The sequence below is a fragment of the Pseudomonas germanica genome (assembly GCF_019614655.1).
In the GTDB taxonomy this organism is placed as follows: Bacteria; Pseudomonadota; Gammaproteobacteria; order Pseudomonadales; family Pseudomonadaceae; genus Aquipseudomonas; species Aquipseudomonas neuropathica.
This window is the reverse complement of record NZ_CP071586.1, coordinates 2,944,264-2,961,016: the sequence shown is the minus strand read 5'-3', so window position 1 is coordinate 2,961,016 and position 16,753 is coordinate 2,944,264. Positions and strand designations below refer to the sequence as shown.

Here is a 16,753-nt window from a genome sequence, read left to right as displayed (position 1 = left end):
TCCCATTTTCTCTCTATCCTTTCTCAAGAAGCCCACTGGGTTTTCTCAGGATACTCGCCTTTTACGAAAAGCTGAGCGAGCTTCATACCCGCTCTTTCCGACCATTTTCCGCTTCCATCCAACGGGCACTCTTTAATGACGCTTATAGTTTCCTTTATTTTATCTAGCTGTATCAGACCCACGTCACCGCCCCGGCCAAACGTATATTCCACATATGCTTCAGTCTCTACAACCTTATCCATCTCTATATAAATAGCCACGTACACCTCATATTCATTCACCCACTCAATCTATTGAAATTCTTGACGAACAGGGGTGAACTGGGGACAGACCACATTTTCGGAATACTATCTAAACGTGGTCTGTCCCCATTTACACCCTTTAAGATTTTCAACTCAATCGTGAACAGAGCCTGTCGAACTGAATCCAAGTTTATGAACAACGACTAAATGCCAAACGAAGTGCCGCGCCAACCTCGTTACAGGCACTAGTAGCGGAAATAACGACATAGTCTTTGTCAGTTATCCCCTTGCCACTCCAGGCCTCCAGTTTCTCATGATGACTGGGACGAATTGTTACAAGTCCATTAACGGCGTCCAGTGAGCAGATTTTCATATCCTTAAACAGTTCACGTTTGGTTTTGTAGCCAAATTCCTTCATTAGATTAGCTATCCACTCATTATATTGAGTGACCACGCGACCTCTAAAATCAAAAAACTCTGGATTTTCCTTCGGGTCAATCATTCGGCTAACGGCCAAGGCCGCCAAAACACATTCTCCCAGTTCGCTATCTTCACAGGTGTGCAACAGCAAAGACCTCTTCCCCTCAGGATCCGGCAGACAATTAAAATAGCCGGAGTAGGTCTCAATGAAAATAAAATCCTTATTAAACTTAACGTAAGCCCAAGCTTTATTATTCAACTGACTCATTTGCCTCACCGAACCTATGCTTACTTTTACGCCATGAGATCAACCATACTTTATCGCGTGATTTTTTTGAAGCCATTGCACCGAATTCTTACCTGCAGGAACAGCGACAGAAAGAAAAGAAAGAAAAGAAAGAAAAGGGGACAGACCACGTTTTCACTAAATGATCGATTTTTTTGGCCGTCCCGGGCTCCCTCGCTGCACGCGACGACCGATCTTTTCCTCGACATCAACAGCAAACTCTGAACCGCCAAAAACATTATTTCCATTGGTCGCGTCACGAATCTGGTCAACCAATTCTGATTCTAAGTCATTTTTGAACAGTTCGCGGTAAGCATCTGCCGGCTGCCCGCCCTGCCCTCCAAGCGCCAAATACTGAGCATGAGGAGTAACAGTGTGTGATCGCTCTGATTGTGCGTTAACACGGTAACTTGACCAGCGATATTCTGCCGGATGATTTACCATTTTCGCTCTGACGGGATTCATTTCGATGTATCGATAACAACACAACAAATATCGTTCACTCTCAACAAGGCATGAACGAAACCGGCCTTCCCACAAACTTCCGCTGCGACTATACGTACGATTTATATATTGGACGTATCGCTGCCCGACACCTTTCATCAGCAGGCTTGCGCTGTTGGCATTATGAGGACTGACTAACAAGTGAACATGATTGGTCATTAGGCACCACGCATGAATATCACATTCATTTTTAGAGGCCTGTTCGTCTAAAAGCTCCAGATAAAAAAGATAGTCTTCGTCGGTAAAAAAACACACAGACCTATTGTTCCCTCGCTGAATCAAGTGCAACGGAACGCCTGGTATCAAAACTCGTGGTCTACGCGGCATCGATGAATCCTTTCAATTGGTCGAACTGAAAGCTTAGCGGGCCGCAAGGCACAAATGACGGCAAATTTTTACGTATTGTTGCAGCCAACTACATTAAAGTGGTCTGACCCCATTTATCTGACCCCATTTATCTTGTGACCAGCCATGCCGCTGCCAACTCTACAACTTTTCAATACCTTCAATTACGCCACCCACTGCCCCCCGAGGCAGCAACGCCTCATGGAACATAAAAAGGGGACAGACCACGTTTTCAGAGCGCTTTCTAAACGTGGTCTGTCCCCATTTATCCTTCCCAAGTTCTTTTGCACCGCCTAAGCAACCGAGAACGATGAAAAATAAAACGATAATTTTCTATCTTCAAGATCATTCAATTGATAACGCATCCTATCAAAGCCAGAATCTAGCTTATTAACCTTCATATGCATCAACTGAGTTAATCCGCCGCCAAAATCACGGGACGTAACCTGGCTAACATCAAGGAACTTGATACGCACGACATCAGCCCCGATCTTCTCGGAGGCCGAAATCGATAGCGACAAATCATAAGCCACCCCATCCACATCCACATCCACATCCAACTCAATACTAATTGCATGTAAGCAATTGTGAGCAATAAGCAATTCATTCAACTCTGGAAGACTAATCACTGTTGACCCTCGTCTCTCTCCCATTGGAGCCATAGCCTGGACCATATTCATAGGGGTAAAAAAGGTACAGACCACGTTTTCAGAGTGCTTTCTAAACGTGGTCTGCCCCCATTTATTCGCTCCCCCATTTATTCGTTCCAACTAATAACGGGTAAAAAGGGGACAGACCACCTTTTCGGAATGTTTTCTAAACGTGGTCTGTCCCCATTTATCCCGCTCTTTTTGAGCTCAATTGGGCAGCTGTTAAGTAAACACCGTTCAGATCCGACTTTTTTATACACTAATAGCGAATCCATTTCCCTGTAGGTATCAATTCCGGGCTATTAGGATCAACCAAATAGAGCCATTCCGGATCATGCCCTAATGTACCTACCAAAACACCTAACGCATCTGGGTTCGCTGGTGTATCCGCGTAGTGCACTATTCCAATATAGCTTCCTATACCGTAGGAACTTTGCAATTGAAAACGCAAAGAGCCATCAGCATTGTAAATCGCCGCATTATTAGGACAGTCAAAAAACCAAGGAAATCCAGGCGTACTAAATTTTGAAGGTTTCTCATTAAAAACCACCAAAACCCCTCTTCTGTCTTCAAGGATATAGGGCGTCTCACCGATTTGAAGGCGTATTTCAACGCCATTTTCAAGAACCAGATATTGTTCTAAATGTACGACTGGGTGCTCTTGCGCATATAGCATATTTTTTTTTGTGTCTTCGAAGCTGGTAGAGGTTCCGTTCCAGCTGACAAACGACTCGAAGAGCGCTCCATCATCGCACTCCCACCTCGTTCTAATTTCGCTGATCAACTGATTCACTGCAATGTCCTCACCGACTTCATATTAACTTCATAAAGCTCTGGATTAGTTCGGGGCGCTTTATCCATGAAATTCACTTGATGGCCGCCACCAGGCAAGCGACTGTTATTTTTCGGAAAAAACGGGGAAAAAATGAAAGAAAAGGGGACAGACCACATTTTCAGAGCGCTTTCTAAACGTGGTCTGTCCCCATTTATCTGTCCCCATTTATCATTCCTTTTGCACCAAAGCCTGCTTACTCTTCATAGCGAGAGTCTTCTCGCATAAGCCGTAAAACCTCAGACCAGTTCCACAACACCCCTGGAATGTGACTCTCTGGAACTAACTTCCCTCGCTCACTCTCAGGAAAACCATCCATTGCTGTTTTGCAATGGCGATAGAACAGATTGAAACACTCACCTGAGACCTTATCTAAAATGATAAAGCTCTGTGCCTGCCCATCTAGCGCTTCGTATATTGCTCTCATACAGCTTTCTTGGTTTTTAGTGAAAAAATTTCTTGTGCCTTCAACAATACAATCAAAAACACCACCTGACGTTCCCCAACCCGACTTGTCATTTATCGATATATACATACCCATAATTTTCACCGCAGAATTAATATTTTATCTTGCTGTTCCGGGGTTAGCAATTTTATCCAGCCGTTAACCATACCCTGATTTCCGGGTGTAAGATTCCTATAATCAATTGGAACGATATCCGCCTTATCCAAATGGTCTATAAGTTGCCTTTGATTTTGCGATGCATTGTTTGTAAAACGGGGACAGACCACATTTTCAGAGCGCTTTCTAAACGTGGTCTGTCCCTGAGGGATCCCCACAAATCTACTCCAGGCTCTGCGCCTGATGATGCACCTCATCACGCAGAGCTTTCTCCAATGTTTCCCAGTCTCCGCTGTTTCCGAACTCCATGCATCTACGCCAATACTCCAGGCCCAGTCGCCACAATGAGAGCACGCGTCTTTCTCTGAGACTGTTGCTTTGATAGCACCGCTCAAGGTTACTTTTTCGAGCCTGAAGTCCTGTTAAAAAGAGCAGGTAATTGGCGAGAGCGGCAATCAACAGCAGTATCTCAATACGATGCAGGCAATGGCTGCGATGTAGATTCAGCCCCAATCCCAAGTGCTCACTTTTCACATCCCTGAAACCCTCCTCAATTTGCATACGGCGTTTGTAAACCGCCACAATCTTTGCCGGATTCCACTCGCCCTGAACTAAATTGCTGGCCAGCAACCACGGTTCACGCTCACGTCTTGCGGACTGTCGACTGAGCTTACTCTTGGCAATTGACCCCGTAACGCGTTGGTGTTTGCGGCCCTTGGCGCAGTGTCGTACGCAATACAAATCGATGAAGTGTGGGGCGCTTCGCGTCATCTCGACACGGCCAAGTGCCTTGGGTGAGGCGGCGGCCAATGCATACAAATTCTTCACCGGTTGCCAGTCAGTTTGATCGCGACGCTAAAGTTCGCGATTCCTTATCCGCGCGACGTAATACCAGCCCTGCGCGGCGACAGCCTTCATCCACGGTCGCCGAAAACCCGCATCGGTGACCAGAATCGGGATGCAGTCAACAGGTAGCAATTCGGCCAGCGTTTTGAGTAGGCGATTTTGATACTTGGGACAGCTCTCGCGCTCATGAACGCTTTCATAAACCGGAAATGAGCTTCCCGCCAGAGGGATCGATGCTCTTAGCAAAAAGGCTGTGCCTGAAGCGTCAATTCGAGACCAGTCGACCAGGATCAAAGGATGCTTCAACGAACCCAGCAATGCCCGAAGCATTACCCAATAGAACAATGGACGCTCTGATCTCAAGTGTTGATTGCCCAACAACCGATCCACGCGCTTGATCGAATGCTTGGGATAAGCACGCCCCGTCATGAAGCGACCAAGAGCGGTCAGTGTCAGGCGACGTCCATGCAGTAACGAACTGACACAACTCATCAGTGATGTCAGGCGGCGAGAATGGATAGAGGGCAGTGCTTGAGCGAGCGCTCTGTGCAAAAATCGGATGGCTTGCATGGGTTCGGTTTCTTGTATTTGTGTGGTGCAAACCAAGTTGCCGACTCATGCAGGTCTCTTCAATGTTCCAACTTCTTGATTTTCTGTAAGAAAAATCGGGGATCCCTCAGGGACAGACCTCGTTTTCGGAGTACTTTTTAAACGTGGTCTGCCCCCATTTATCTTGCATGCAGGCCTTTCATCCCTGAATTACACAAATAGCTGTAATAAGCTGGTTAGGCTGCTCCTCCAGAGGAACCCCCCACCCCGTAACTTCAAGGGCACCATAATCACCACCGGTATAAAACCACTCTTCGGCCTCATCAAACTCTAAGCTAGTGAATGGCAAAATATCAGATACAAGACTTCCCAAACCTATGCACTCCGACAAAAGCCCCTTGTAAACAAATCTATGCGCAGGCTCGCCTGGAAAGCTAAAGTCATAAACCTTAACTGCGTACACCCTCCCACTACGAATAAGAACAGATAATGCAGGAACTCCTTTTTTTAACTCACTGACAATTCCATCATCAAAAATTGAAAAAGAATAACCACCATTACCGCGCTCATCCAGACCATACCCACTCAAACAAAGGTCTGGCGCCCCTTCAAACCTATACCGCAAAGAATTCTTATCAGTCAAATATTTCGAAAGCACAGCCTCCAGATCGACAGCACTAGCATGCAACGGTATTCCTGCAAGTGATACACCAGGAATAATTGAAGCGTCCCAAACTATAGAAAAACTATCTAGCGGCATCATTCGGAAATCCACGCATTGGTTGCAGGGTTAAATTTCACTTTCTGACCTTGCGGATTCAAGTATGTCGTATTTGCATCATAAATGGGCTTAGAAGGCCCCTGGAATGTCGGTCTGTAGGTCGCAGGATCAATAACCTTAGCCTTACTACCATCAACGTATGTAATTTTATAGTACTCACCCACATGCACTGATTTGACCGAGACATCAACAGTAGATGGACTATATTGAATCTCTTTAATGCCAGTTGTGCCACCTTCAACTTTGTACACCTGCGCGTTACCAGATGTTCCAGTTTTCGGCGGCACATATGTGAGCTTGGCACCATCCATCTTGAACGACTGCTGAATATCATCAATGGATTTCCCCCAAACATTCGCCGGAGCTTCCACCATATTTCGAGGGATTCCGGCTTGCGCTGCAAGGTCTTCCCGCAGTCCTACCCGTGCAGTTGCAGACGTAGCCGGTACTTCAGTTGCACCAGTCGCTTTTGCACCATTAATCCGTCGCTCAGCCTCCGCCAACTCAGCAAGATTACCGCCCACCTTCGGCTTCAGTCCATTGCCAGTGTCGAAATAGAGCTGTCCATCTGGTGCAAGAACCTCAGCATTGCCCGTTCTGATATTCAATACACGTCGGTATCCATCTGGCAGGCCGTCAGTTTTATTGAAGGAGGCGCCTGCTGAGCTGTCTTCGCGGTACCAAGCGGGAAGGACCGGCTTATCAGTATTCGACGCTCCAATGACGCCGTCGGCTACTACCCCCTCCTTCTTCACACCAGATACCAAAATCGAAGACCCGGTTCCCTCCAAGTACTTCCCTGCACCTTTCAGTAGCACCATTTCCACTGCAGCTTTCGCAGCTTCCGTACCGTAATCACGAAGCGGGTTCACATCGCCCGGATAGGTTTCACTGCTGAAGGACGCGAGCACCCTGTCGCCCTGGGTGTATTCATATGGTGCAAACAGTCTTCCAGTAGCTTCCCAGCTCTCCAGAAAGGAGGCTGCACCCGCTGCCGCGGACATACCAGGCAGGGCGCAACCAACAAGAGTCACGCAGGCCGGGCTTGTGAGTATCGCGCCGCTGTAACCTGCAACAGCGCCCGCGGCTCCGAATATCGCTCGGCCGGCGTTGCCTGTGCGTTGAGCACTTTCTTCATTGCGCAGCAGGCCGTCGTTGACCTGATCCCATTTCGAATACTCGTCAAAAGCTCCGGTAGCGAACAGCGCGCTTTGAGCATCCTTGAAGCCACTGCCATCGGCTTCCAGCTTTGTGAGTGCATCATAATTTTTTTGGTCATCAGGGTGAACCGAGGCACTGCAATGAACTATCGCGCAAGCTGCCGCCTTGAGTTGGTACGCTTTTTCGGGATTCTCTTCTTGCAGCTTTTCCAACGCCAAGACTTCTTTTTGATGAAGCTGGCGGTTGTACTCGTCAGCCATCAAAGCAACCCACGATGCCTTGTTGATGTCTGCGCCGGCCAAACCAGCGGCGGTCAAACCAACTATCTGGGAGAACGCCTGGCGTAAATTCGGCTGATCGTTAAATGTCGAGTTAAGCGCGCCTGCCATGGCTTGGCTTGCGCCGGCGGCAATTGCTCCGCTTTTGAAGTCACCACCGGTAATGCTGGAGACGGCGCCCCCCATCAACGCGTGCAGAGCGGTGCGAGCGGCACCACCTTCGGCCCATATGGACATGCCGACCGAGTCACCGGCATTTTTCGCTATTTGCCAGTTTTTCTGAGCGTAACCGCCTACAAAGTTGAACGCGGTAGCGGCAACGACATTTCCTGCCTGAAAGATCAGGCCCTCTTTCAGATTCTGGCTATAGCTACCACCGCCTATGATCGTTTTAATGCCGGCCGAAGCGAACCCCTGAGCGCTCGCATGGATGGCAAAACCACCGATACCTTCAAGCGTATTAAGGTTAAAGCCCTTGGTGAGGTTGTTGAACGGCACCGTTTGGCCGCCAAGGTATGGATCGATAAAGCCTTGAGTCAAGCCGGCGGTGGCTCCGGCAATCGCGGCATTTCTCAAACTTTCTTTGCTGAAGGTGTCTTTGACGACCGCCCCAAGTTTCCCCTTGTTGCTGATTGCGCTATTAGCAGCCGTTGTTTCAAGGGACACGAACATGGTGTTGGCAATGCCTGCAAACAACGAGCCCTCGGCCGCTCCCACTAGCGCAGCACCTGCACCTCCGGTGATCGCCGCTAAAAGAATGGCCAAAACCAGTTGTGCTCCTGCGCCAAGCCCGGAGTGTTCATATTTGAAGGTCTTGTGTATTTCCTCTACCTGATGCCAGTCGATGTCGCCTCGTGCTTGTGCCTGCTTCAACCAGGCAAGATTCGGATCGGCAGCGACCATTGCATCCACGGCCTGACTGACACTTTGTTCGTTTACCCTATTGATATCGATCTTCAGTCCATCAACCGCTTTGATGGTGATCGATCCGTTGGCAATCAGGGCACTCTGACGCAACGTTTCGTCAGTCCTGCCCTCCCCCTTCATGGAAGTCCACGCCAGGTTATCGCTGCTCTTTACATGACTCTCGTCATGCAGGTCCTTCACCCCTTCAAAGGTGATGGAGCCGCCGCTGTCGAGAACGAGGTCCTTGCCGCTGTCGAGCTCCGCCACCTGATAGCGCTGGTCTCCCTCGCTGACAAGTGTGAGATTGCCCCCAGTCTTGATCTGGCTCCCCACATGAGTGATCTGGGTGACTTCGTCACGCTGCATCTTATTTGCGCCGAAACCACCCTTCTCCTTCATATCGTAAAGGGTGTAATCCTTGTTCTGCGCGGCCAGCAGGTTCAGGTCGTTGCCCGCGTAGACGTAGGCTTCGTTGCCCGCGCTGATCTTGCTCGCGACCAGTGTGGTGTCGCGGCCGGAGTTGGTTTTTACGTCGCCGCCAGCGATGAATTCAGCGGCTTTCTGGACGGTGTGGTTGTCCTCTTGGTGGACGCGTTCCCTGCCGTCCTTGCTGCGGGTTTCGACGTTGTGTTCATCGCCGGCCGAAACCAGATTCAGGTCACGTATTGCGTCGGCTATAAGATTGCCTTTGGCCTCAGCGGTACTGGCGATGACATTAATGTCACGTCCAGCGTCCATAGTCAGGTTGCCACCGCTTTTCACCGTCGACTCAAGGTTTTCCACGGTGGTGGTGATGACGGAGCGATGGCCGCCATTGAACACTTCGTGCAGTTCGTTTTCGTTGCGCGTCGCCAGCAGGTTGATGTCGCGGGTGGCGCTCAGGCTGGCGTCGCCGCCGCTGCTGATTGAGGACGAATTGACCAGATCATTGCCGGACTTAATGGTCAGGCTATCGCGCGCAGTGATGTTGCCGCCCTCATCGACGAGGGTGCGCATGCCGTTGCCATCACGCACCGCGATGGCGGTACGATCGTTGACGATGTCGCCCTTGAGGCTGGTCAGTTCGACCTGGTTGCCACGGATTTCGCCGGCCAGTGCGTTGCGAATGCTGTCGGTGGCCATCAGCTTGATGCGCTCATTGGCTTCGACCAGGCCGCCCTGATAGAGGCTGCCCTTCACATCGACAGAAACGTCTTTGCTCGCGCTCAAGGTACCGACGTTGACCAGATCGTTACCGGCCAGCAGTTCCAGATCGCGGCCCTGAATCAGGCTGCCGCCACGCACGTTGCGCGATTCGGCCTGGGCCAGGTAGAGCACAGGCACCAGCACTTTCTGACCATCGACGACGCGCTCTTCCATCCAGACGATGTCGTGGGTCAGTGCGGCAACTTGCGCGGAGGTCAGGCTGACGCCGACCGCCAGGTTCAGTTCGTTCTTGCTGGCGAGCGCGTTATCCATCAGGTAACGGAATTGCTCGTAGTCGTTCTCCAGGCCATTGGCGAGGAAACGCTGGCCCGTCTGGGCCATCACCGCATCACTGATCAGACGCGATTCGTAGCGACCATCGCCGAGGCGGCGTGCGGCTTCATCGGCGCTGAAATTGAGTTTGCCGAGCAGGTAGTCGGAACTCATGAACGCCGTGGTCTGGGTCAGCTCCGGGTTGGTTTCGATCAGGTAACGGCTCTGCGGATTGGTGCTCTGCACGAACATGCCGTATGGGCCTTTCGGCAAACGGAACGTCGAAGACGCCGTCGGATCAACCGCCGCAAACGGCACACCTTTGAAGTCGGCCGGAACAAAGCTGATCTGCTTCACGCCGTCGGCATCGACATGCTCGATGCGAGTCACGGCGGTCGGTGCCTGGACACTGGCATCGGTGCTGCGCTTGCCCAGATTGATGTTGATGCCACCGACCGCATCGGTCTGGTCGCTGGACAACGAGCCGGTCAGTTGGCCATAAGTGTTCTCGTACAACGTGCCGTTCTGAATGCTGTTGGTCACATCCAGCTTGACCTTGCCCCCGGCCTGGAGCACCGCCGCGTAAACATTGTTGCCGTTGTCATTCCAGGTGGTGACGTCGCTGGTTTGAGCAAAGCGCGAATCGCTGGAGCGGCTGACCAGTTCTTCGAAACGAGCTTCATCGAAATTGCCCGCCGCAGTCGCCGCGTTGAAGGCCGGGATATCGATGAACTCCATCTGATCCCACAGGCTGTTGTCGATGTGCCCCGGCGTGCCGATCTGCACCACGCGATGGCCCGAACGCGACACCGCGCCTTTGTTCAGCAGGCTGTCGGCCGTAATGCTCAGATCACCATTTGCTGCCAGCAGGCTGTAACGGTTTTCCACCTGATTGGCGTGAATGGTGAAGTTCTTGCCGGCGACGAAACGCGCCGCACGGGAGTCTTTGAGGACCCGGTCGTCGAAGTCGGTGGTGATGGTGATGTAGCCGCGTTTCCAGCCGTCACCGCCGCCGCAATGCTGACCGCAGACCCAGCTGAGGCTGCCGGACGACTGCCCTGAGGTTATCTCGAATTCCGCCTTTGCGTTTTCCACCGAGACCGCGTTGATGTCGATATCACCCTCGCCTTCGACGGTGCCCGACAGGTTGCTGAAGACTGCAGCACGACCACCACCGACCGCATCGAATGTCAGGTTGCCGCGGCTGTAGATGTCGCCATAGAAGTTGTTCAGGCTGTTGCCGTGCAGCTTCATCGTGCCGCCGCTGAACAGCAGCGTATCGGCGCCGTTGTAAATGCCGTTGGCGGCAGTGAATTCGAGGTTACCTTGGGCGCCGAGGGTGCCTTTGTTGTTGATCTGCGCCGCCGTCACCATGAGGCTCTGGTTGGCGATGAGGCGGCCGAGGTTGTCCAGCGTGCCGCGCAGGGTCATGACGGTATCGCCACCGCTGACCAGTCGACCGTCCTGTTGAATCACGTCGTTGGCGTTGATCGTAAGCTTTTGCTGCGTCGAGACTTTTCCGCTGTTGAGCAGGTTACCCCCCAGGTTCAGCGTCAGGTCACCATCGCTTGCCAATTGCCCGGCGTTGTTCAGGTTGGCGACATTCAGATTCAGTGTCGAAGCACTGGCGATCCGGTCGCCGGCGTTGAGCATCAGGTCCTGCGCGCTGGTGTAAGTCAGCCCGCCGTTGAGCTGCCAAGTGCCAACGCCATTGACCGCGCCGACATCCCACACGCCCTTGCCCAGACCGGTGAGGCTGCCCTGGCTGCCGATCAGTTGGCTCAGGTCCAGATCGAACAGACCCTGCGCCGCGTGGCGCACGTTGCCGCTGAGGTTATTCAGTTGCGCGCCGGACAGCACCAAGTCCTGGCTGCCGATTTCGATCACGCCGCTCTGATTGTTCAGGTTCCCGGTCAGTTTGATCTGACTTGCGGCGCCACCTAGCGCACGGATCTGGCCGCCAGCGCTGTTATCCAAGCCGCCGGCAGTGAGTTTGAGGCTGTTGGCCGATTCGATCAGGCCGCCCTGATTGAGAATCTGCCCGACCGCTTCGAGGCCCAGTTGATTGCCACTGATCTCGCCGCCGGTGTTGTCCAGGCTGGTGCCGGTGAAGATCAGCTGATCCTTGCCGAACAGTTTGCCGGCGCGGTTGGTCAGACGGGTTACGGTCAGCGTCAGGTCATCGATCAGGCTGGAAATCAGCCCGGCCTTACCGTTGACTGCGCTGTTGTCGAGGTCGGCACTGGTGATGTCCAGCGAGTCGGCTTGCAGGGTGCCGCCCTGGTTCCGCAGGCTGCCGGTGCCCAGCGCCAGTTCGGCGTGGCTGCCGTTGGCGAGGATGATGCCCTGCTGATTGAGCAGGATCTTGCCGGTGATTTTCAGGCCATCGCTGCCGGCGATGATTTGCCCGCCTGCGTTGTTGTTGATTGCGCTGCTGGTGATGTCCAGACGCTTGCCTTGCAGGGTGCCGCCACGGTTGTCCAGCGAAGTGAGCTGATCGAGCAGCAGACGCTGATCGCCGGCATCGACCACACCTGTCAGGTTGCTGAATACACCGGCAATGTTGAGGACAACATCACCGCCGTTGCCGACGATGCCGCCCTTGTCGTTGTTGCTCAGTTGCGTGGCGTGGATGTCGATGGTGTTGCCGAGCAGGACGCCGGCGCTGTTATCGACGACGTCGCTTTCGATGTGCAGGTCGGCGTCGCTCTGGATCCGGCCCTTGTGGTTGAGCAGTTGCGATTGGCCCGGCGCGGTTTGCTTGAGGATCAATCGCGCGCCATCGGCACCCGCCGCCAACAGGCCGCCGTCACTGTTATCGAGGCTGCCTGCTTGCAGCTTGAGACCGTCGGCGATCATGCGCCCGCCACGGTTGTCGACGTGGCCGTCCTTCGCCACCAGCAACAGTTGTTTCGCGGCAACCACACCTCCACGGTTGTCGACCGAACCGGCCTGAATCTCGACGTCCGCCTGACTGGATTGCAGCCGTCCCAAAGCGTTGTTCAGGTGCTGTTGGACGACCAGCGTGAGCTGGGCGGTTTCGGCGCTGATCGTGCCGTCTTTGTTGCCTGTGAGATTGCGCAGGTTTGCATCGACCACGCCACCGAGCAGTTTGCCGCTGGCGTTTTGCAGATCCTGCGCGGTCAGATTGAGGCGATCAGTACCTTGAATCAGACCCTGGCTGTTGTCCAGGTCTGCGCTGGTGATCAAAGTGTCAGCGGAGGAAATCGTGCCTTGGGCGTTGTCGAGCGCGCCAACGTTGGTCACCTCAAGGGTCTTGCCGGTCAGGCTGGCGTTGCGGTTGTTGATGCTCTGCGCGGCCACCGTCAGGCGTTCCGACGCCTGCACTTTGCCATCGTGGTTATTCAGATCCTGCGTCAGCGTCAGTTCGGCTGTACCGTTTTCGGCACTGATGACACCTTTGTCGCTGTTATCGAGGCGCGCCGCGGTGACCTTGATCTGGTCAGCCGCCAGCGTACCGCCCTGATTGAGCAATTCGCCGCCAGACACTGCCAGTGTGGTTTTCGCCTGAAGCTTGCCTTTGCCGTTGTCCAGACGCTCACGGGCGACCACTTTGGCGTCGCTCTGGCTGGCGCCGATCAGGCCGCTGCTGTTGTCGAGTTGACGGGCATCGATGTCCAGGCGCCCGGCAATGATTTTGCCGTCGGTGTTTTTCACATCTCGGGCATTGAGCTTGAGACTGCCACCAGCGATTTCAATACGCCCGTGACGGTTGTCCAGGCTGTCGACGATCAGGCTCGCCGCTTGCCCATCGGCAAAACGGATCAGGCCGTTGAGGTTGACGATGGCCGGAGCGCTCAAGGCCAGGTGGGTCTCACCGTAAATGCGTGAATTCAGCCCTTGGTTGACCAGGCGCGCAGCGTTGAGCGTGACGGTTTTTGCCTGAACGATGCCGTTCTGATTGTCGAACACGGTCGCAGCGGTGGCGTTCAGGGTGCGGCTGGCCAAGACACTACCCGTGTTGCTCACGGCGGCGCTGTTGATCGACAGATCACCGGCGGCATTGCGGCTGTTATCGGCGTTGACCCCGGCTTCAATCACACCTTGGTTGGTCAGCTTGCTGCCGCTGCTCAGGCTGACGCTGTCGCGGGCGGCCAGGCTTTGGCGGTTGATCAGTTGTTCGGCGGTTTGCACGACCAACTGCGTACCGGCGTAAACCGGCCCCTGGGCATCGAGGCTTTTCGCTTTGACGGTGATGGCATTGCTGGCCGTGACCTTGGCAATGCTCAACTGGCCATTGGCGTCGATCTGGATGTCACCGGCGCTGGCCGCCAGATCACCCGCCAGCTTCACGCCGACGCCCTGCTCGGTCCCCACCAGTTTGATCGCCCCGGCATACATCCCGCCGAGCGCCGAAGAGTCGATGGCCAGTTGCGGTTTGGCGCTGCCATCATCGGCGCGCGCGGTGGCGTTGAGGGTATCGGCGTTGACGTCGTTGCGCCCGGTGGTGATGTTCAGGCGTTTGGCGTGAATCTGCGCGTTGATTTGCGTACTGCGGGTGATGATTTCGAAGCTGTCGACAGTGCTGGCATCCAGGCCTCGGCCATCGATGGAAACGCTGCCCTGATCAACCTGAAAGTGATCGAGCCGACCGTCGTCGAGTACCGGTCTACCAGTGGTCAACGTCACTCGTGGCGCATTGATGAACCCGCAACCGTTGCAGGTGATGCCGTAAGGGTTGGCGACGATCACTCGCGCCGATTGCCCCGCCACTTCGGTATAACCGCGCAGCTGACTCGGGCTGCCGCCGTTGACTTCGTTGAGGATGGTTTGTGCAGCTGCACCGCGCAGGTTCGGGTTACCGAGAATGATCCCGCCCAGTTGCGACTGCTCTGTGCGTGCCGTGACGTTGTTGAGAATTACGCCCTGCGCGCCGACGTTGTAATCGTGAAACTGGTTATGCGACAGCCCGCTGGCGTTGGGCGTGGCAATGTTGATGATCGGCACGCCATTACCGGCGCGATCCAGCGAGGTATTCGGGTTGGCGACGACAATACCGTCAGCCTGCGCCCACATCGGTTGCCAGAACATGACGTTCGCCAACAGAAACGCCAGCCCGCGTTTCGGCATGCCGAGGAAGAGTTCGCGGTTTTTTTCGGCAGCAGCAGGCTGGCTGGCCAGAGGGGCCAGTTGACGAATGTCCATTTCAGAATCTCGGGGCGGGCGGTATTAGAGGAAGAAATCCAGGCGGAAGTAGATCGGTGCTTCACGCTCGGTCAGCGCATCCGGGCGTTCCAGGGAATGAGCAAACGTCACCCCGGCGGACAGGTATTTGCCACGGGCGAACAGGTCCAGCGAGTTGCTCGACATGCGCCCGTGCTGATCGCCGTTGTAGCGACCGTTCTGGATCACACCCTGGTCGTAACCGAGGCTGGTGCCGTATTCGGAGAACACCGGTTGCAGCCATTCGATGGTCACCGGGCGCGACCAGCGCAGATCGTTGCGCCAGTAACCACCGCTGTCGCCCGACAGCGACTGATCCTTGTAACCACGAATCGACGACGAGCCACCAAGGCTGGTGCGTTGCGGGCTGAACAACACATCTTCACTGCGCTGGCCGGTCATCAGGCTGCTGAAGCTGAACGACTCGCCCCACAACTTGAACGGCTGCAGGTAGCTCAGGGTGGCGGTGTATTTGCGGTAGCGTGCATTTGGCTCACCCGGGCCCGGATCATGACTGCCTTGAGCGTCGAAGGCGCCAATGCCTTCTTGCATGCCCGCGTCAAAGTTGACGAAAGCACTGCCGACCCGACGACCGTGGTTGAAGCCAAACTGCGCTTCGCTAATGCGGTTGCTGCTCAGTTTGAGTTTGCTGTCTTCGATGAAGTTGTTGGTGCGCAGGTACGACAGACCGGCGCTGAGCGAGGTCTTGCTGACGGCGTCGCGGTGGATCACCCGCTCGGCGCGCAACTGATGGTTTTCGCTGTCACCGGTCTGTTTGAAGTTGTAGAGGTTGGCGGCGATTTGCGAGCGGTATTCGCTCTGGCTGTAGGTGTAGCTGAACGTCCACCAGCCCCACGGCAAACTGTAATTGAGCATGGCGTTACGCGAGGTGTGCTGATGGTCAGTCATCGCATCGTGACCACCGCGTAGGCTCAACTGATCGGCCAGGCCAAGCGGGCTGTCCCAGTCAAACGTGGTGCCCCACTGCTGCTCACCGGTGCTGCGCTGGCCGTCGTTGTTGCGTGACAGCCCGACTCGCCATGGCTTCTGCGGGGTGTTGTTGACCAGCACTGCACTGCCACCGACATTCTGCCCGGGCGCCAGCTCCATTTTTGCCTGATTGGATGGCAGACGATTGAGCTGATCGACCATCTGCTCGATCTCGCGCAGATTGACCAGGTCACCGGTTTTGCCGGGGAAAGCCATGGCCAGTTCGCGCTCCGAGAGCTGGCTGTTTTCCGCGCCTTTCATGCCTTCAAGTTTGCCTTCGACCACCAGCACTTGCAGATGCCCGGTGGACAGATCCTGCTGTGGCAGGTAGGCGCGGCTGGTGACCAGGCCTTTCTCGATGTAGTGATCGGTGATGACTTTGAGCAGCTCGTTGAGCTGCGGCACACCGAGGCATTCACCGATATAGGGTTTGAGCAGACGAGTCTTGTCGCGCTCGGAAAGACTGTCGGCCCCTTTGAGTTCGATGTCTTTGATCGGGAAACAGCGGGTATCGGTGGGGGCTGCCGGTTGCGCAGGCTTGGCGTCCTTGCCGGGCAGATCCTTGAGTTCTTCGAGGCGCCGCTGCTGCTCTTCGAGCAGGCGGTTCTGGCGATCACGGATGAGGTCGGTGTCGCCGGGTGTAGGGGCGGCAACGGCAATCTGGAGTGGAGAAAGGCACAGCAACGCTACGCACAACCTCGCCACGAGGGCGGGTGAGGACATGTTCGATCCCTCGATACGAAAGTGACATCAAAATAG

The 16,753-nt window shown here is 54.3% G+C and carries 10 protein-coding genes and 1 pseudogene; all 11 read right to left on the bottom strand.

Annotated elements, in window-relative coordinates; translation table 11 throughout:
* Positions 1-23: 23 nt before the first annotated feature.
* The 11 genes and pseudogenes from J0G10_RS13295 to J0G10_RS13245 all read right to left on the bottom strand — a co-directional run bounded on the left by J0G10_RS13295 (position 24) and on the right by J0G10_RS13245 (position 16,717).
* Positions 24-281 (bottom strand): hypothetical protein, encoded by a 258-nt coding sequence (locus J0G10_RS13295; protein WP_220558639.1) that lies wholly within the window; start codon positions 279-281, stop codon positions 24-26.
* A gap of 151 nt (positions 282-432) precedes the next feature.
* The gene (locus J0G10_RS13290; protein ID WP_220558638.1) at positions 433-930 is read right to left on the bottom strand and encodes a contact-dependent growth inhibition system immunity protein; all 498 of its coding nucleotides are present in this window, start codon (positions 928-930) and stop codon (positions 433-435) included.
* A 156-nt stretch (positions 931-1,086) separates the two neighbouring features.
* Entirely contained in the window at positions 1,087-1,779 is a 693-nt protein-coding gene (locus tag J0G10_RS13285) for a transposase (protein WP_220558637.1), read from the bottom strand.
* Positions 1,780-2,090: 311 nt separating this feature from the next.
* On the bottom strand, positions 2,091-2,426 hold the full coding sequence (locus J0G10_RS13280) for a hypothetical protein (RefSeq protein ID WP_245398043.1): 336 nt from the start codon (positions 2,424-2,426) through the stop codon (positions 2,091-2,093).
* Positions 2,427-2,706: 280 nt separating this feature from the next.
* On the bottom strand, positions 2,707-3,240 hold the full coding sequence (locus J0G10_RS13275) for a hypothetical protein (protein WP_220558636.1): 534 nt from the start codon (positions 3,238-3,240) through the stop codon (positions 2,707-2,709).
* 235 nt (positions 3,241-3,475) lie between these two features.
* Positions 3,476-3,820: a hypothetical protein gene (locus J0G10_RS13270; RefSeq protein ID WP_220558635.1), complete on the bottom strand. Its 345-nt coding sequence runs from the start codon at positions 3,818-3,820 to the stop codon at positions 3,476-3,478.
* Positions 3,821-3,825: 5 nt separating this feature from the next.
* Positions 3,826-4,098 carry a hypothetical protein gene (locus J0G10_RS30300; protein WP_425355399.1) on the bottom strand — a complete coding sequence of 91 codons (273 nt, stop codon included), beginning with the start codon at positions 4,096-4,098 and terminating at the stop codon, positions 3,826-3,828.
* Positions 4,064-5,257 (bottom strand): annotated as a pseudogene (locus tag J0G10_RS13260) (IS4 family transposase). The gene J0G10_RS30300 and the pseudogene J0G10_RS13260 overlap by 35 nt, the downstream one beginning before the upstream one ends.
* Before the next feature lie 178 nt (positions 5,258-5,435).
* Entirely contained in the window at positions 5,436-5,999 is a 564-nt protein-coding gene (locus tag J0G10_RS13255; RefSeq protein ID WP_245398042.1) for a hypothetical protein, read from the bottom strand.
* Entirely contained in the window at positions 5,996-14,986 is an 8,991-nt protein-coding gene (locus tag J0G10_RS13250) for a two-partner secretion domain-containing protein (RefSeq protein ID WP_245398041.1), read from the bottom strand. Before J0G10_RS13250 ends, J0G10_RS13255 begins: the two co-directional genes overlap by 4 nt.
* A gap of 24 nt (positions 14,987-15,010) precedes the next feature.
* Positions 15,011-16,717, bottom strand: a complete 1,707-nt coding sequence (locus J0G10_RS13245) for a ShlB/FhaC/HecB family hemolysin secretion/activation protein (protein WP_220558633.1) — start codon at positions 16,715-16,717, stop codon at positions 15,011-15,013.
* Between the last annotated feature and the right edge of the window lie 36 nt (positions 16,718-16,753).